Raw genomic sequence first — 15,103 nt, 5'->3', positions numbered from 1 at the left:
GTGGGCCCGCTGCGCAGGAGGGGGAGGCATGCCGGCAAGTCCGTACACCCGGGAGCGGCTTGAGGCCGCGGCATCGTCGTCGCGGACACTGTCGGAGGCGTTGGGGAAGCTGGGGGTGGCTCCGAAGGGTTCATCGAGGCGGTACCTCCATGACCGGATGCGGTCCATGGGCGTAGATACGTCGCACTTTGAACGGGAGGGAGTGCGCTGGACGAAGGAGGTCCTCGAAGGGGCGGTGGCCGTCTCGACAAACATGTGCGAGGTGCTGCGCCATCTCGGGCTCGATCCCGTGGGCGGCCATCACACGCACATCAGCCGTCGGATCAAGGCGTACGGCATCGACACCTCGCACTTTCAGCTGCCCGCCCAGCGTGGCAAGCCCTGGCGTCGCCGGACACCTGAGGCTCTACTCGTCGAGCAGTCGACCACACAGGCGCGACGCATCCCGGGCGACCGTCTGCGGTGGGCCATGACGACCTTGGGCGTCCCTGAGCGATGTGCATGCTGCGGAACGGAAGCGGTCTGGCGAGGACATCCACTGCCGCTTGAGGTCGACCACATCGACGGTAATTGGCGAGACAACCGCCTGGAAAACCTGCGGCTCCTCTGCCCCAACTGCCACTCGACGACCGACAATTACCGCGGTCGAGGCAAGGCCCGCACCAGGGGCGACGCCGTATGAGCCGCGGTGTGCAGTACACCCGCGAGCGACTGACCCAAGCAGCCGCGCAGTGTTCCGACATCGACGAGGTCATCGCGTTCTTCGGCACCCCGCCGTACGGCAATCTCCGCCGTCATCTCTTCCGGCGCTTCGACCACTTCGGGATCGACGTCTCCCACATGCCGCGTCGGCGGCGGATCAAGGAGGCGCCCGCCAAACCGGCCGCCGGCGAGCTCTGCCGCGCGGTCGAGGAGGCGACGTCCATCGCCGGCGCGCTCCGCGCGCTCGGGAAGGAACCGTACAGCGGCCAGTCCCGCGCCCTGTTCCACAGGTGGGTGGCTCAGGACGGTCTCGACATCTCTCACTTCCTGGGGCAGGCGCATCAGCGCGGAAAGCCGGGGGTGACTCCTACCAAGCGCCCGGAGGACATCTTGGTCGAGCACGAGGGGAGACACCGGACGCGAACCCCTCTGTTACGTCGTGCGCTCCGTGAAATCGGCGTACCTGAGGAGTGCGCCGAGTGTGGTCTCGGCCCTGAATGGCACGGGAAGCCCATGACGTTGGAGGTCGACCACATCAATGGCGACTGGGCCGATGACCGCACCACGAACCTCCGGCTCCTCTGCCCCAACTGCCACGCCGTGACCACCACTTGGTGCCGCGGCGGCCGACCGGACGGACGAGGACGGCGAGGCCGGTAGCCCACACCCGCCCGCGCCGAGCGCCGGGCCGGTACGATGGGCGGGGCAAGCGGCCGTGATGGAATTGGCAGTCATGCTGGCTTTAGGTGCCAGTGGGGTAACACCCGTGAGGGTTCGAGTCCCTCCGGCCGCACCAGCACATGGCCTGCGCATCGAAGGTTCGATGCGCAGGCCATTGCCGTATGCGTACGGTGCCGCCGCGCCCTCAGCCCAGCAGCTCCCGCACCACCGGCGCCAGGGCCCGGAACGCCTTGCCGCGGTGGCTGATCGCGTTCTTCTCGTCGGGGGTGAGTTCGGCGCAGGTGCGGGTCTCGCCGAGGGGCTGGAGGACGGGGTCGTAGCCGAAGCCGCCGCTGCCGGCGGGGGTGCGGCGGAGGGTGCCCTCCAGGGCCCCCTCGACGACGCGTTCGGTGCCGTCGGGGAGGGCGAGGGCCGCGGCGCAGGCGAAGTGGGCGGCACGGTGTTCGTCGGCGATGTCCGCGAGCTGGGCCAGCAGGAGGTCGAGGTTGGCCCGGTCGTCGCCGTGGGTGCCGGCCCAGCGGGCGGAGAAGATGCCCGGCGCGCCGCCGAGGACGTCGACACAGAGGCCGGAGTCGTCGGCGACGGCGGGGTGCCCGGTGGCCCGGGCCAGGGCGTGCGCCTTGAGGAGGGCGTTCTCCGCGAAGGTGACGCCGGTCTCCTTGACGTCGGGGACCTCGGGGTAGGCGTCGGCGCCGACGAGTTCGACGTCGAGACCGGCCGCTTCGAGGACGGCGCGGAGCTCGGTGACCTTGCCCGCGTTGCGGGTGGCGAGGATGAGGCGGCGGGTGGGCGCGGGGTGTCCGCCAGTATGTGACTGCATGGCACCTGATTATCCCGGCCGACGCGCCGCCGCCGGCAGGGCTACCCCGGGGTGCAGATCTTGGTCATCTCGCTCGCCCCGTCGACGATCGGCTGGATGTCGGGGGCCTTGTTGGCGTCGAGGGCCTTGCGGGCGTCCCGGATCCCCTGGTTCGTCTTGTCGATGGCCTTGGAGAGGTCGGGGTCGTTGGCCTCGTTGCTGAGCTTCTTGAGGTTGGCGTCGATGTTGTCGAGCGCCTGCTCGGTCTTCTGCGGGTCGGTGAGGGCGTTGTCCGCGGCCTGCTGGAGCTTGTCGGCGGCGTTGACGACGGAGGTGGCGGTCTTGGCGCAGTCGACGGCCTTCTGGACCGCTCCGCATCCGGAGAGCAGGGGTATGACGAGGGTCGCGGCGGCTAACGCGGCGAGTGCGGGGACGGCGGGGCGGCGCGTACGGCTGGTGCGGGGGGCCATGGAGCGGTTCCTTCCCTTGGGTCATGGCGGGGCAAAGGAAGAAACGCGGGGCGGGGGCCTTTGGTTGCCCGCGGGCGCGGCCGTGGCCTCCGGCGGAGGGGCAAGAGGCAGCGCGGCGAGGGCCGTGGCACCTCACCCGTGACACCTCACCCACGCCACCGGGGCGGCGGCGCGGCCGGTCGGGGAAGGGCGGTCAGACCAGGCCGGTCTGGGTGAGGAGCATGGCCAGGGCGACGACGAGGGTCCAGCCGGCGAGGTGCTCCAGGAGGCGGGAGTCGTCCCGGGGCCCGCCGGTGCGGGCGCGGGAGGCGGCCGGAGCGGTTGCGGCGACGGTGGCGGCGTGGGTGGGCATGGGTCCACGGTGCGCGGCCGAGCGCGGGTTTCCTAGAGACGGACGTCCCATGAGAAAAGGCTCACAGGGACGGGACGCGCGGCGCACGGACCGGGCGCACGGACCGGGCACGCGGATCGAGCAAGCGGATCGAGCGAGCACGCGGGACGGGGCCGGTGAATGGGGCACCAGGAACCGGTCACGGGAGGGGCGGGCCGGCCCGCCCCTCCCGTGGTTGCCGTTGCGGTGTCAGAGCGAGGCGGCCAGGGCGGCGCGCTGGGCGGCGTCGAGGTCGGCGCAGCCGGCGACGGCGAGGTCGAGGAGCGCGTTGAGCTCTTCGCGGGCGAAGGGCTCGGCCTCGGCGGTGCCCTGGACCTCGACGAAGCGGCCGTCGCCGGTGCAGACGACGTTCATGTCGGTCTCGGCGCGGACGTCCTCCTCGTAGCAGAGGTCGAGGAGGGGGGTGCCGTCGACGATGCCGACGCTGACGGCGGAGACGGTGCCGGTGAGCGGCTGGCGGCCGTGGCGGATGAGCTTCTTGTCCTTGGCCCAGGTGATGGCGTCGGCGAGGGCGACGTAGGCGCCGGTAATGGCGGCGGTGCGGGTGCCGCCGTCGGCCTGGAGGACGTCGCAGTCCAGGACGATGGTGTTCTCGCCGAGCGCCTTGTAGTCGATGACGGCGCGCAGCGAGCGGCCGATCAGGCGGCTGATCTCGTGGGTGCGGCCGCCGATCTTGCCGCGGACGGATTCGCGGTCGCCGCGGGTGTTGGTGGAGCGGGGCAGCATCGAGTACTCGGCGGTGACCCAGCCCTCGCCGGTGCCCTTGCGCCAGCGCGGTACGCCTTCGGTGACCGATGCGGTGCAGAAGACCTTGGTGTCGCCGAAGGAGACGAGGACGGAGCCTTCGGCGTGCTTGCTCCAGCCGCGTTCGATGGTGACGGGGCGGAGCTGTTCGGGGGTGCGGCCGTCGATGCGAGACATGGCCCTGACCCTATCGGGGAACGGTGAAGGCCCCGCTCCGGGCGGTAGGGGTCCGGGGCGGGGCCTTCGGTGAGCGGGGAGCGGCCGGGGCCGGCCCGTGGGCTCAGCTGCTCACATCATGTCTTCGATCTCGGCGGCGATGGGGTCGGCGTCGGTGCCGATGACGACCTGGATGGCGGTGCCCATCTTGACCACGCCGTGGGCGCCGGCGGCCTTGAGGGCGGCCTCGTCGACCAGGGAGGCGTCGTTGACTTCGGTGCGGAGGCGGGTGATGCAGCCCTCGACCTCTTCGATGTTGTCGAGTCCGCCGAGCCCGGCGACGATCTTCTCAGCCTTGCTGGCCATGTCCACTCCTGCTTGTCTCGGCCGCCGGCCGTTCAGCCGTGCGGTTTTCACACCGTAACGCACGTTCAGCCCAACTATGGGGGCGTTTGTCCGCTGCCTGGCGAAGGATGGCGAGCACCAGGACGGCCACCACCAAGTGGTCTACACCACCAGTATGCGGCACGCCTCACGTCGGCCGGCGGCGGGCCGACTGCCGGGAGGACGCAGATGAGTTCGGACGCAGCGGCGGCGCCGAGGAAGAGCTGGGGGGCGAACTTCTTCCAGGGCCTGCAGAAGATGGGGCGCAGTCTGCAACTGCCCATCGCGGTCCTGCCCGCTGCAGGGATCCTCAACCGCCTCGGCCAGCCGGATGTGTTCGGCAAGGACGGGCTGGGCTGGGACGCGGTGGGCACGGTGTTCGCCGCGGCGGGCGGGGCATTGCTGGATTCGGGGCTGGGGCTGCCGCTGCTGTTCTGCGTGGGGGTGGCGATCGGGATGGCGCGGAAGGCGGACGGTTCGACGGCGCTGGCCGCGGTGGCCGGCTTTCTGGTCTATTTCTCGGTGCTGCACGCCTTTCCCGCGGGCTGCGCCGCGGGGCAGACGTATACCCAGGCGGGGCTGTGGAGCGGGGTGTGCGTGGACACCACCGCGAAGGTCACCCCGGCCGCGTTCCAGAATCCGGGGGTTTTCGGCGGCATCGTGATGGGGTTTCTCTCCGCCTGGCTCTGGCAGCGCTTCCACCGGGTGAAGCTGGTGGACTGGTTGGGATTCTTCAACGGGCGCCGACTGGTCCCGATCGTCATGGCCTTTGTCGGGCTGGTCTTCGCGGTGGCGTGCCTGTTCGTCTGGCAGCCGATCGGTAATGCGCTGACCAGCTTCAGTGAGTGGCTGTCGGCACTGGGTTCGGGGGGTTCGGGAATTTTCGGGGTGGCGAACCGTGCCTTGCTGGTGGTGGGCCTGCATCAGTTCCTGAACACCTTTGTGTGGTTCCAGTTCGGCAGTTTCACCAAGCCGGACGGCACGGTGGTGCACGGCGACATCAACCGATTCCTGGCGGGCGATCCGGATGCCGGGCAGTTCACCACCGGGTTCTTCCCGATCATGATGTTCGCGCTGCCGGCCGCGGCGCTGGCGATCGCGCACTGCGCCAAGCCGCACCGCCGCAAGGAGATCGCGGGCATGATGCTGTCGGTCGCGCTGACCTCGTTCGTGACCGGGGTGACCGAGCCGATCGAGTATTCCTTCCTGTTCGTCGCGCCGGTGCTGTTCGTGATCCACGCGGTGCTGACGGGTGTCTCGATGGCGGTGAGCTGGGCCCTGGGCGTGCACGACAGTTTCAGCTTCTCGGCCGGGCTGATCGACTACGTCATCAACTGGGGGCTGGCGACCAAGTCCTGGTTGATCATTCCCATCGGGCTGTGTTTCGCGGTCGTCTACTACGTGGTCTTCCGTTTCGCCATCACCGCTTTCCATCTGCAGACTCCGGGCCGGGAGCCGGATGAGGTGGGGGACGCGATGGAGCGGGACAACGTGAAGTAGGGAAGGCGGCGCCCGGTTTTCCGGCCCTCGGATCAGGTGATCCGGGGGCCGGCCGCCATGTGGTCCACACCACTTGGAAGAATGGATTCCTTTGTGCCCAGGCCCCGTGCTAAGAATGGTCTAAACCACCAGTGGTGTAGACCAAGGTGCAGACCAACCAGCGGGCCGTCCCCCTTCCCCGAGTGCCCGCCTCACCAGGAGGAATCCGATGAGTACGGCCACCGCCGCGAAGGCGGCCCCCGCAAAGAAGCGGGGCTCCGGCCTGTTCCAGGGCCTGCAGAAGATCGGCCGCAGCCTCCAGCTGCCGATCGCCGTCCTGCCCGCCGCGGGCATCCTCAACCGCCTCGGCCAGGACGACGTCTTCGGCAACAAGGGCCTGGGCTGGACCGACGTCAGCAAGGTCTTCGCCGCGGCCGGCGGCGCCGTCTTCGACAACCTCCCCCTGCTGTTCTGCATCGGCGTCGCCATCGGCTTCGCCAAGAAGGCCGACGGCTCCACCGCCCTGGCCGCCCTGGTCGGTTTCCTGGTCTACAGCAACGTCCTCAAGGCCTTCCCCGTCACCGAAGGCCACATCGAGGACGGCAAGTGGGTCGAGCCCGTCCTCAACAACCCCGGCGTCCTGGGCGGCATCATCATGGGCCTGCTCGCCGCCGTCCTGTGGCAGCGCTACCACCGCAAGAAGCTCGTCGACTGGCTCGGCTTCTTCAACGGCCGCCGACTGGTCCCGATCATCATGGCCTTCGTCGGCACCGCCGTCGGCGTCCTGTTCCTGCTGATCTGGGAGCCCGTAGGCAGCGCCATCTCCAGCTTCGGCGAGTGGATGACCGGCCTGGGCGCCGCCGGCTCCGGCCTCTTCGGCCTGATCAACCGCGCCCTGCTGCCCATCGGCATGCACCAGTTCGTCAACACGGTCTCCTGGTTCCAGCTCGGCGACTTCACCGACGCCGCCGGCAAGGTCGCGCACGGCGACATCGGCCGCTTCTTCGCCGGCGACCCCACCGCCGGCCAGTTCATGTCCGGCTTCTTCCCGATCATGATGTTCGGCCTGCCCGCCGCCGCCCTGGCCATCGCGCACGCCGCCCGCCCCGAGCGCCGCAAGGCCGTCCTGGGCATGATGATCTCCCTGGCGCTGACCTCCTTCGTCTGCGGTATCACCGAGCCGATCGAGTTCTCGTTCATGTTCATCGCGCCGGTGCTCTACGCCATCCACGCCGTGCTGACCGCCCTGTCCATGGCCCTGACCTGGGCCCTGGGCGTGCACGACGGCTTCACCTTCTCGGCCGGCGCCATCGACTACGTGCTGAACTGGAACCTCGCCACCAAGCCCTGGATGATCATCCCCATCGGCCTGGTCTTCGCGGTCGTCTACTACGTCCTCTTCCGCTTCGCGATCACCAAGTTCAACCTCACCACCCCGGGCCGCGAGCCCGAGGAGGAGATCGAGGACCTCACCAAGGCGTAGGCCGCACCGCCCCCACCCCACAGAGGGCGCGCCCCGCACGCCGAGGGCCCCGGAACCGTTCATCGGTTCCGGGGCCCTGGTCGTGCGTGCGGCGGGCGGGTCAGATCTCGTAGACCGCGCCGGCCTTGGCGACCTCGACCGGCCCGTCGTAGGCCTTCTGCGCGTCGCGGATGCTGATGCCCGGGTCGGTCCACGGCGGGATGTGGGTCAGCACCAGCCGGCCGACGCCCGCCCGCTGGGCGTGCTCGCCGGCCTCCCGGCCGTTGAGGTGCAGGTCCGGGATGTCTTCCTTGCCGTAGGTGAAGGAGGCCTCGCACAGGAAGACGTCGGCGCCCGCCGCAAGGGTGTCCAGCGCCTCGCAGGGGCCGGTGTCGCCGGAGTACGTCAGGGAGCGGCCGTTGTGCTCGATGCGGAAGCCGAAGGCCTCGACGGGGTGCCTGACCCGCTCGGTGCGGAGGGTGAACGGCCCGATGGTGAAGGTGCCCGGCTCCAGCGTCCGGAAGTCGAAGACCTCGCTCATCGCGCCGTCGTGCGGCAGGTCGGCGTGCGCGGCGGTCAGCCGCCGCTCGGTGCCGGCCGGGCCGTAGACCGGCATCGGTCCGCAGCGCCCGCCGTCGGGGCGGTAGTAGCGCACCACGAAGTAGCCGCACAGGTCGATGCAGTGATCGGCGTGCAGGTGCGACAGGAGTACGGCGTCGAGGTCGTAGAGACCGGAGTGGCGCTGCAGCTCGCCGAGGGCGCCATTGCCCATGTCGATCAGCAGCCTGAAGCCGTCGGCCTCCAGGAGGTAGCTCGAACAGGCCGATTCCACGGAAGGGAACGACCCCGAGCATCCGACGACAGTGAGCTTCATACGGGCGTGAACCTCCGTGGGCGGGGGCGGCGGTCGGGGGCCTCCCCTGCTCGAACACGGTGGAGAGCGGGGGAAGGGTCCATGCGGGTTGTCCCGGCGGGGCGTTGCCGGGTGGTGCCGGGTCCTGGGCGGTCTGTGCGGTGCCCATGAGCGTAAGGCGCAAAAGGTCGCGTCGCGCCTCTCGCGGGGCGAGCTGTGGGCGGAATCACCAGTCCGGGCTGACGCCCCGTACGCCCGTACGCAGGAGCCGCCGCGCCCGGCCTTCCCGCCGGATCCTTCCCATTGTGGCCGGTCGCCGTGGCCACGGGCAGGTGGTGGCCGTCCCGGGGCGCCGCCGCCGGGACCGGGCCCAGCCGGCGGGGCCGCCGCGGCCCCGGTGCCGGCCCGCCCCCGCCGCCGCGGCGACCGGCCACGGCGGCGGAGAGACCGTCGACCGGCCGGCCCCGCGGGCCCGCTCAGCCGCCGGTGGCTACGCCCAGAGCTGGCCCTGCAGCGTGGCGATCGCGGCCTCGGTCGACTCGGCGGTGTAGACGCCGGTGGACAGGTACTTCCAGCCGCCGTCGGCGACGATGAAGACGATGTCGGCGCGCTCCCCCGCCTTGACCGCCTTCCGGCCCACGCCGAGGGCCGCGTGCAGCGCCGCGCCGGTCGAGATGCCCGCGAAGATGCCTTCCTCGGCGAGGAGTTCGCGGGTGCGGCGGACGGCGTCCTCGGAGCCGACCGAGAAGCGGGCGGTGAGCTGGGACGCGTCGTAGAGCTCGGGGATGAAGCCCTCGTCGAGGTTCCGCAGGCCGTAGACCACGTCGTCGTAGCGCGGTTCGGCGGCGACGATCTGGACGCCGGGGACCTGCTCGCGCAGGTAGCGGCCGACGCCCATCAGCGTGCCGGTGGTGCCCAGGCCGGCCACGAAGTGGGTGATCGAGGGCAGGTCGGCGAGGATCTCCGGGCCGGTGGTGGCGTAGTGCGCACCGGCGTTGTCGGGGTTGCCGTACTGGTAGAGCATCACCCAGTCGGGGTGCTCGGCGGACAGCTCCTTGGCGACCTTGACGGCCGTGTTGGAGCCGCCGGCCGCCGGCGAGGAGATGATCTCGGCACCCCACATGGCCAGCAGCTCGCGCCGCTCGGAGGAGGTGTTCTCCGGCATCACGCACACCATGCGGTAGCCCTTGAGCTTGGCCGCCATGGCCAGCGAGATACCGGTGTTGCCGCTGGTCGGCTCCAGGATGGTGCAGCCGGGGGTGAGCCGGCCGTCCTTCTCGGCCTGCTCGATCATGTGCAGCGCCGGCCGGTCCTTGACGGAGCCCGTGGGGTTGCGGTCCTCCAGCTTCGCCCAGATGCGGACGTCCTCGGAGGGCGAGAGGCGCGGGAGGCGGACGAGAGGGGTGTTCCCGACCGCCGCCAGCGGGGAGTCGTACCGCACGTCAGGCCGCCCGGGCCATTCGCCCGGCGGTGGCACCGGAGCCACCGGCCACGGCCGGAAGGATGGTCACGCTGTCGCCGTCGGCCAGCTTGGTGGAGATGCCCTCCAGGAAGCGCACGTCCTCGTCGTTGAGGTAGACGTTCACGAAGCGGCGCAGCTGCTCGCCGTCGACCAGGCGCTCGCGGATGCCGGTGTGCCGGCGCTCGAGGTCGGCGAAGAGGTCGGCGAGGGTCTCTCCGCTGCCCTCGACGGCCTTCTGACCGTCGGTGTAGGTGCGCAGGATGGTCGGGATTCGGACCTCGATGGCCATGGGGAGTGCTCCTGTGGGAGTGAGAACGGTGGCGGGGCGGTGCGTCCCGTGGCACGGCGCAGGCGCGTGCCGGGCGGGCGTCGGGTGACGCGGAAGGGTGCGGTGCCGGCGGCGGCGCCGCGCGCCGAGTGCGGCCTGGGTCAGGCGGCGGCGCAGCGCGGACAGATGGCGCTGGAGAGGCGGCACAGATCCACGTGCAGCCGTGCGGCTCCGCAGCCGAACGCGCCCAGCAGGGCGGATGCGGAGCGACGCGTGGCGAGCGGAGCGAGCAGCAGCATGCCCGGTCCCTTCTTGCTCTCGCTCACGTCGTGGTCAACCATGCGGTCATCGTAGCGATTCCCGGTCCGGGTATTGGAACCTCGTCCCATGATGCGGACGGTCTCTGCACACCAGGTGGGACGCGCTCTTCGGCGGGTCCCCCGCGACCAGGGAAACCGCGGTCGGGGGCCGGTCAGGAGTACTCCGCCACGATCTCGACCTCTTCCTCGGTGACCGCGCCCTCGACGATACGGAAGGAGCGGAACTCAAAGGGCCCGGCGTCGTCGGTGTCCGCGGTGGAGACCAGGACGTAGTGGGCGCCGGGCTCGTTCGCGTAGGAGATGTCGGTGCGCGAGGGGTAGGCCTCGGTGGCGGTGTGCGAGTGGTAGATGATCACCGGCTCCTCGTCCCGGTCGTCCATCTCGCGGTAGAGCCGGAGCAGGTCCGAGGAGTCGAACTCGTAGAACGTGGGCGACCGGGCGGCGTTGAGCATCGGGATGAACCGCTCGGGGCGGCCGCTGCCGGCCGGGCCCGCGACCACGCCGCAGGCCTCGTCGGGGTGGTCCTGGCGGGCGTGCTCGACGATCTGGTCGAACAGGGCCTTGGTGAGGGTCAGCATGGCGCCAAGAATAGACAGCGGGCCCGCCCGTACCGAAGAGTGGTACGGGCGGGCCCGCATGCTGGACGAGGTGTCCTCAGTCCTGCTTCGCCAGGGCGGCCTGCGCCGCATCCTTGCGCTTGATGCACAGGTAGCCGACGCCCAGGATGAGCGCCCAGACGGGAGCGGCGTAGAGCGAGATCCGGGCGTCCGGGTCGACCCCCATCATCACGATCACCATGCCGATGAAGGCCAGCGCGAAGCCCGAGGTGTAGGGGCTGCCGGGGGCCTTGAACTCGGACTGCGGCAGCTCACCGCGGTTGGCCTTGGCGCGGTAGCGCAGCTGCGAGAGCAGGATGACGATCCAGGCCCACATACCGGAGATGGTGGCGAAGGAGACGACGTAGTTGAACGCCTCACCGGGCCACTGGTAGTTGATGTAGACGCCGAACAGCATCATCGCGACCGAGACGCCGGTGCCCCAGGTGGGCAGGCCGTTCTTGCTGAGCTTGGTGAAGAACTTCGGGCCCTGGCCGTTGAGCGCGAGGTCGCGCAGCATCCGGCCGGTGGAGTACATGCCGGAGTTGGCCGAGGAGAGCGCGGCCGTCAGCACGACGAAGTTGACGATGCCCGCGCCGGCCGGCAGGCCGATCTGCTGGAAGGCGGCGACGAAGGGGCTGACGCCCGGCTTGAAGGCCGTCCAGCTGACGACGGACAGGATGATGATCAGCGCACCGATGTAGAAGAGGCCGATCCGCCACGGCACGGTGTTGATCGCCTTGGGCAGGACCTTCTTGGGGTTGTCCGCCTCGCCCGCGGTGACGCCGACGAGTTCGACGGCGAGGAAGGCGAACATCACGATCTGCAGCGTCATCAGCGTCCCGCCGATGCCCTTGGGGAAGAAGCCGCCGTGGGACCACAGGAGGGAGAAGGAGGCGGTGTCACCGGCGTTGGAGAAGCCGAGGGTGATCACGCCGAGGCCGATCAGGATCATGCCGACGATCGCGGTGACCTTGACCATCGAGAACCAGAATTCCAGCTCACCGAAGATCTTCACGGAGATCAGGTTGATGCCGAAGAGCGCGACGGTGAAGACCAGGGCCGACACCCATTGCGGTATGCCCTTGTTCCAGTACTGGACGTAGGTGGCGGCGGCGGTCACTTCGGTGATCCCGGTGACGACCCAGAAGAGCCAGTACGTCCAGCCGGTCACAAAGCCGATGAACGGGCCGAGGAACTCCCGGCCGTACTCCGAGAAGGAGCCGGAGACGGGCCGGTACATGAGCAGTTCGCCCAGCGCCCGCATGATGAAGAAGATGACCAGACCGACGATGGCGTAGGCGAGGATGATGCTCGGCCCGGCCATCGAGATCGCCTTACCGGCTCCGAGGAAAAGGCCGGTACCGATGGCGCCACCGATGGCGATCATCTGGATCTGACGGTTTCCCAGACCACGCTGATAGCCCTCTTCGGGGGCCTGATCAGCTGCCTCGTTGCCGTCGTGCTGCTTGTCGACCTGCACAGAGGTCATGTGTGGTGCGCCTTTCTCCATACCGATCCGGTCTGTCCGGATCGGGTCCCGATCCCCCCGGATGGAGTCCTGCACGCCGACGGTCGGCCGGCTAAGCGCTCCCGCGAGCGACAGGGGTGGTGTCGCTCACGGCAGGTCGTGAAGATGTATCACGGCCCTTCCTTGATCGCCTAGAGATGATCTGTGTCACACCGGCGCCAAAACGGGACGAAAGGCGCAAAGAGCAGCAAGACGCATGGCCGCATGTGACGCGATCGTTATCCGGATTTGAACATCCGCTGAGCGGACGCTACCTCCGCATTCGCGCCGACACCCCCGACGCACGGCCCCGGCCGGGCCGCCGCCGGGCGGGATGTCAGGACATCAGCGACTCGACCAGGGTCTCCTGGAGCCCGCCCAGCCAGAGGTAGGCCATCACCATCGGCTTGCGCGGATCACTGTCCGGCAGCCGCAGCAACTCCCCGCCGTCGTCCTCGTCGGTGACCTCCAGGCGCGTGCCGATGGCCAGCCGGAGGTCATTGAGGGCCCCCAGCCACTGGTGGCACTCCTCGGGCCGCAGCCGCAGCACGGCGTCCCCGCCGGTCGGTGCGAGGGTGTCCAGCGCGCGGATCAACGCCAGCGCGTCCGCGCGCTTGCGGGCGCGCAGGTCGTTCTCGGTGTAGCGGCGGAACTCGGCGGAGGCGGCGCGTACGTCGTCATCGGGGACGAGGTCGGGGCCGCCGTAGGCGTCGGGGAAGAGCCGGGCCAGGACCGGGTCGGCGGGCGGCTCGCTGGGGCCGTCGCTGAAGACCGACGCCAGCAGGTCCTCCCCCTCGTCGTCGGCGGGCTCGTCGCCCGGCCCGATCAGCTCCATCAGCTGGACGGCGAGGCTGCGCAGGATGGAGATCTCGACCTCGTCGAGCGGTACCGCGGCGCCGCCCTCCGGCAGTGGCTCGAAGTGACCGGTCATCGGCGGTCCTGCTGGAGGGTCGCCCACAGGCCGTAGCCGTGCATGGCCTGTACGTCCCGCTCCATTTCCTCGCGGCTACCGCTGGAGACCACCGCGCGGCCCTTGTGGTGGACGTCGAGCATCAGTTGGTGTGCCTTGTCCCTGGAGTAGCCGAAGTACGTCTGGAAGACATACGAGACGTAGCTCATGAGATTGACGGGGTCGTTGTGAACGATCGTGACCCACGGGAGGTCGGGTTCGGGGACCGCGAAGGGTGCCTCGCTCGACTCGGGACGCTCGATCTCGACCGGGACACTGAGCGTGCAGTGGTGCGGTCGGAGCGTGATCGTGGGTGTCGGGTGGGCGCTCACAGGCCCCATGCTGCCACCCGGGGCCCCGTGGTGCACAAATGCCCCTCGGGCAGGCCGCGTCGGCGCGCCGCACACCCGGTCCGGACGGGGCCCGCGGAGCCACCCCACCCACTATCGTCAAAGTGACGAGTAATGGGGGTAGCATCTCCTCCATGAACACAGCAGACCTGGGGCTGCCGGTGGCCGTGCCGTCGACTGCGCTCTTCACCGACCAGTACGAACTCACCATGCTGCAGGCCGCGTTGCGGTCCGGCACCGCGGACCGGCGCTCGGTCTTCGAGGTCTTCACCCGCCGGCTGCCCGAGGGCCGCCGCTACGGCGTGGTGGGCGGCACCGGACGGGTGCTGGACGCGGTGGAGAACTTCCGGTTCGACGCGACGATCCTGGGTTTCCTGCGCGAGCGCGGCATCCTCGACGAGCCCACGCTCCAGTGGCTGGCCGACTTCCGTTTCCGCGGCGACATCTGGGGCTACCCGGAGGGCGAGGTCTACTTCCCCGGCTCGCCGGTGATGCGGGTCGAGGGCACCTTCGCCGAGGCGGTCCTGCTGGAGACGGTGATCCTCTCCATCCTCAACCACGACTCGGCGGTGGCCGCGGCGGCCTCCCGGATGGCGGTGGCCGCCGGCGACCGCCCGCTGATGGAGATGGGCGCCCGCCGCACCCACGAGCTGGCGGCGGTGGCCGCGTCCCGCGCCGCGTACGTCGGCGGCTTCCACACCACCTCCGACCTGGCGGCCGGCTTCCGCTACAACATCCCCACCGTCGGCACCAGCGCGCACGCCTTCACCCTGCTCCACGACTCCGAGCGGGAGGCCTTCACCGCCCAGGTCGAGACCCTCGGCAGCGGTACGACCCTGCTGGTGGACACCTTCGACGTCACCGAGGCGGTGCGCGCCGCGGTGGAGGTGGCCGGCCCGGACCTGGGCGCCGTACGGATCGACTCCGGCGACCTGCTGCTGATCGCCCACCGGGTGCGCCAGCAGCTCGACGCGCTGGGCGCGACCAAGACCCGGATCGTGGTGACCAGCGACCTCGACGAGTACGCCATCGCCTCGCTGGCCGCCGCGCCGGTGGACGCGTACGGGGTGGGCACCCGCCTGGTGACCGGCAGCGGGCACCCGACCTGCTCGATGGTCTACAAGCTGGTCGCCCGCGCCGACGGCGACGAGCCGGGCGCCCCGCTGCGGTCGGTCGCGAAGAGGTCGATGGGCGCCAAGTCCTCGGTCGGCGGCCGCAAGTGGGCGGCCCGCAGGCCGGACGCGCACGGCGTGGCGGAGGCCGAGGTCATCGGCACCGGGCCGGTGCCGGCGGAGCTGGCCGACCATCTGCTCCAGGTGCCGCTGGTGAAGGACGGCACGGTGGTGGCCCGTGAGCCGCTGGAGGCCGCCCGCGACCGGCACCTCTCGGCGCGCGCCGGGCTGCCGCTGTCGGCGACCCAGCTCTCGCGCGGCGAGCCGGTGCTGCCCACCGAGTACGTCTGAGCCGCCCCGCCCCGCGCTCGCCGGGCACCGGGCGGTGCGGGCGGACCGCTGAGGAGGACGGGGA

18 protein-coding genes and 1 tRNA gene are annotated in these 15,103 nt (G+C 70.2%); 6 read left to right on the top strand and 13 right to left on the bottom strand.

The window, feature by feature from the left end:
* Positions 1-28: 28 nt before the first annotated feature.
* From AB0G84_RS31990 to AB0G84_RS31980, 3 genes are all read left to right on the top strand, one after another.
* Positions 29-682: an HNH endonuclease signature motif containing protein gene (locus tag AB0G84_RS31990; RefSeq protein ID WP_361328648.1), complete on the top strand. Its 654-nt coding sequence runs from the start codon at positions 29-31 to the stop codon at positions 680-682.
* Positions 679-1,362 carry an HNH endonuclease gene (locus AB0G84_RS31985; protein WP_361328645.1) on the top strand — a complete coding sequence of 228 codons (684 nt, stop codon included), beginning with the start codon at positions 679-681 and terminating at the stop codon, positions 1,360-1,362. The genes AB0G84_RS31990 and AB0G84_RS31985 overlap by 4 nt, the downstream gene beginning before the upstream one ends.
* 49 nt (positions 1,363-1,411) lie before the next feature.
* A tRNA-Leu gene (locus tag AB0G84_RS31980) sits at positions 1,412-1,498 on the top strand.
* Between the two features lie 69 nt (positions 1,499-1,567).
* Here the strand turns inward: AB0G84_RS31980 and rdgB are convergent.
* The 5 genes from rdgB to AB0G84_RS31955 form a co-directional block, all read right to left on the bottom strand.
* Positions 1,568-2,203 carry an RdgB/HAM1 family non-canonical purine NTP pyrophosphatase gene (rdgB, locus tag AB0G84_RS31975; protein ID WP_361328642.1) on the bottom strand — a complete coding sequence of 212 codons (636 nt, stop codon included), beginning with the start codon at positions 2,201-2,203 and terminating at the stop codon, positions 1,568-1,570.
* 41 nt (positions 2,204-2,244) lie between these two features.
* Positions 2,245-2,652 (bottom strand): hypothetical protein, encoded by a 408-nt coding sequence (locus AB0G84_RS31970; protein WP_361328639.1) that lies wholly within the window; start codon positions 2,650-2,652, stop codon positions 2,245-2,247.
* Positions 2,653-2,845: 193 nt separating this feature from the next.
* Entirely contained in the window at positions 2,846-3,004 is a 159-nt protein-coding gene (locus AB0G84_RS31965; RefSeq protein WP_361328636.1) for an SCO1431 family membrane protein, read from the bottom strand.
* Positions 3,005-3,232: 228 nt separating this feature from the next.
* Complete coding sequence (gene rph, locus AB0G84_RS31960) at positions 3,233-3,964, bottom strand: ribonuclease PH (protein ID WP_361328633.1); 732 nt, start codon at positions 3,962-3,964, stop codon at positions 3,233-3,235.
* Between the two features lie 111 nt (positions 3,965-4,075).
* Positions 4,076-4,309 (bottom strand): PTS glucose/sucrose transporter subunit IIB, encoded by a 234-nt coding sequence (locus tag AB0G84_RS31955; RefSeq protein WP_018542266.1) that lies wholly within the window; start codon positions 4,307-4,309, stop codon positions 4,076-4,078.
* Between the two features lie 207 nt (positions 4,310-4,516).
* Here AB0G84_RS31955 and AB0G84_RS31950 point away from each other — a divergent pair, with 207 nt between their 5' ends.
* Together AB0G84_RS31950 and AB0G84_RS31945 are read left to right on the top strand one after the other, a co-directional pair.
* The gene (locus AB0G84_RS31950) at positions 4,517-5,827 is read left to right on the top strand and encodes a PTS transporter subunit EIIC (protein ID WP_361328630.1); all 1,311 of its coding nucleotides are present in this window, start codon (positions 4,517-4,519) and stop codon (positions 5,825-5,827) included.
* A 208-nt stretch (positions 5,828-6,035) separates the two neighbouring features.
* Complete coding sequence (locus AB0G84_RS31945; RefSeq protein WP_361328627.1) at positions 6,036-7,289, top strand: PTS transporter subunit EIIC; 1,254 nt, start codon at positions 6,036-6,038, stop codon at positions 7,287-7,289.
* 100 nt (positions 7,290-7,389) lie between these two features.
* Here the strand turns inward: AB0G84_RS31945 and AB0G84_RS31940 are convergent, their stop codons facing one another.
* From AB0G84_RS31940 to clpS, 8 genes are all read right to left on the bottom strand, one after another.
* Positions 7,390-8,142, bottom strand: a complete 753-nt coding sequence (locus AB0G84_RS31940; protein WP_361328624.1) for an MBL fold metallo-hydrolase — start codon at positions 8,140-8,142, stop codon at positions 7,390-7,392.
* 469 nt (positions 8,143-8,611) lie between these two features.
* Positions 8,612-9,562 (bottom strand): cysteine synthase, encoded by a 951-nt coding sequence (locus tag AB0G84_RS31935; protein WP_361328621.1) that lies wholly within the window; start codon positions 9,560-9,562, stop codon positions 8,612-8,614.
* A gap of 1 nt (position 9,563) precedes the next feature.
* Positions 9,564-9,872: a MoaD/ThiS family protein gene (locus AB0G84_RS31930; protein ID WP_361328618.1), complete on the bottom strand. Its 309-nt coding sequence runs from the start codon at positions 9,870-9,872 to the stop codon at positions 9,564-9,566.
* Positions 9,873-10,012: 140 nt separating this feature from the next.
* Positions 10,013-10,192 (bottom strand): putative leader peptide, encoded by a 180-nt coding sequence (locus tag AB0G84_RS31925; RefSeq protein ID WP_361328615.1) that lies wholly within the window; start codon positions 10,190-10,192, stop codon positions 10,013-10,015.
* A gap of 131 nt (positions 10,193-10,323) precedes the next feature.
* On the bottom strand, positions 10,324-10,749 hold the full coding sequence (locus AB0G84_RS31920; RefSeq protein ID WP_361328612.1) for a M67 family metallopeptidase: 426 nt from the start codon (positions 10,747-10,749) through the stop codon (positions 10,324-10,326).
* A gap of 76 nt (positions 10,750-10,825) precedes the next feature.
* Complete coding sequence (locus AB0G84_RS31915) at positions 10,826-12,259, bottom strand: amino acid permease (RefSeq protein ID WP_361328609.1); 1,434 nt, start codon at positions 12,257-12,259, stop codon at positions 10,826-10,828.
* A gap of 355 nt (positions 12,260-12,614) precedes the next feature.
* Positions 12,615-13,208 (bottom strand): DUF2017 domain-containing protein, encoded by a 594-nt coding sequence (locus AB0G84_RS31910; RefSeq protein WP_361328606.1) that lies wholly within the window; start codon positions 13,206-13,208, stop codon positions 12,615-12,617.
* On the bottom strand, positions 13,205-13,534 hold the full coding sequence (clpS, locus tag AB0G84_RS31905; RefSeq protein ID WP_361328736.1) for an ATP-dependent Clp protease adapter ClpS: 330 nt from the start codon (positions 13,532-13,534) through the stop codon (positions 13,205-13,207). The genes AB0G84_RS31910 and clpS overlap by 4 nt, the downstream gene beginning before the upstream one ends.
* Positions 13,535-13,710: 176 nt before the next feature.
* Here clpS and AB0G84_RS31900 point away from each other — a divergent pair, with 176 nt between their 5' ends.
* Positions 13,711-15,039 (top strand): nicotinate phosphoribosyltransferase, encoded by a 1,329-nt coding sequence (locus tag AB0G84_RS31900; RefSeq protein WP_361328603.1) that lies wholly within the window; start codon positions 13,711-13,713, stop codon positions 15,037-15,039.
* The last annotated feature ends 64 nt before the right edge of the window (positions 15,040-15,103 follow it).

Source organism: Streptomyces sp. NPDC020742 (assembly GCF_040641675.1).
Classification (GTDB): domain Bacteria; phylum Actinomycetota; class Actinomycetes; order Streptomycetales; family Streptomycetaceae; genus Streptomyces.
This window is presented reverse-complemented; position numbering and strand designations above follow the sequence as displayed.

What these genes read in the sequence shown, in the direction of transcription:
- AB0G84_RS31940 (WP_361328624.1), bottom strand. Translation starts at nt 8,142, where the DNA reads ATGAAGCTCACTGTCGTCGGATGCTCGGGGTCGTTCCCTTCCGTGGAA.
- AB0G84_RS31900 (WP_361328603.1), top strand. Translation starts at nt 13,711, where the DNA reads ATGAACACAGCAGACCTGGGGCTGCCGGTGGCCGTGCCGTCGACTGCG.
- AB0G84_RS31990 (WP_361328648.1), top strand. Translation starts at nt 29, where the DNA reads ATGCCGGCAAGTCCGTACACCCGGGAGCGGCTTGAGGCCGCGGCATCG.
- AB0G84_RS31950 (WP_361328630.1), top strand. Translation starts at nt 4,517, where the DNA reads ATGAGTTCGGACGCAGCGGCGGCGCCGAGGAAGAGCTGGGGGGCGAAC.
- AB0G84_RS31985 (WP_361328645.1), top strand. Translation starts at nt 679, where the DNA reads ATGAGCCGCGGTGTGCAGTACACCCGCGAGCGACTGACCCAAGCAGCC.
- AB0G84_RS31920 (WP_361328612.1), bottom strand. Translation starts at nt 10,749, where the DNA reads ATGCTGACCCTCACCAAGGCCCTGTTCGACCAGATCGTCGAGCACGCC.
- AB0G84_RS31955 (WP_018542266.1), bottom strand. Translation starts at nt 4,309, where the DNA reads ATGGCCAGCAAGGCTGAGAAGATCGTCGCCGGGCTCGGCGGACTCGAC.
- AB0G84_RS31915 (WP_361328609.1), bottom strand. Translation starts at nt 12,259, where the DNA reads ATGACCTCTGTGCAGGTCGACAAGCAGCACGACGGCAACGAGGCAGCT.
- AB0G84_RS31910 (WP_361328606.1), bottom strand. Translation starts at nt 13,208, where the DNA reads ATGACCGGTCACTTCGAGCCACTGCCGGAGGGCGGCGCCGCGGTACCG.
- AB0G84_RS31925 (WP_361328615.1), bottom strand. Translation starts at nt 10,192, where the DNA reads ATGGTTGACCACGACGTGAGCGAGAGCAAGAAGGGACCGGGCATGCTG.
- rph (WP_361328633.1), bottom strand. Translation starts at nt 3,964, where the DNA reads ATGTCTCGCATCGACGGCCGCACCCCCGAACAGCTCCGCCCCGTCACC.
- AB0G84_RS31945 (WP_361328627.1), top strand. Translation starts at nt 6,036, where the DNA reads ATGAGTACGGCCACCGCCGCGAAGGCGGCCCCCGCAAAGAAGCGGGGC.
- AB0G84_RS31965 (WP_361328636.1), bottom strand. Translation starts at nt 3,004, where the DNA reads ATGCCCACCCACGCCGCCACCGTCGCCGCAACCGCTCCGGCCGCCTCC.
- AB0G84_RS31970 (WP_361328639.1), bottom strand. Translation starts at nt 2,652, where the DNA reads ATGGCCCCCCGCACCAGCCGTACGCGCCGCCCCGCCGTCCCCGCACTC.
- AB0G84_RS31930 (WP_361328618.1), bottom strand. Translation starts at nt 9,872, where the DNA reads ATGGCCATCGAGGTCCGAATCCCGACCATCCTGCGCACCTACACCGAC.
- rdgB (WP_361328642.1), bottom strand. Translation starts at nt 2,203, where the DNA reads ATGCAGTCACATACTGGCGGACACCCCGCGCCCACCCGCCGCCTCATC.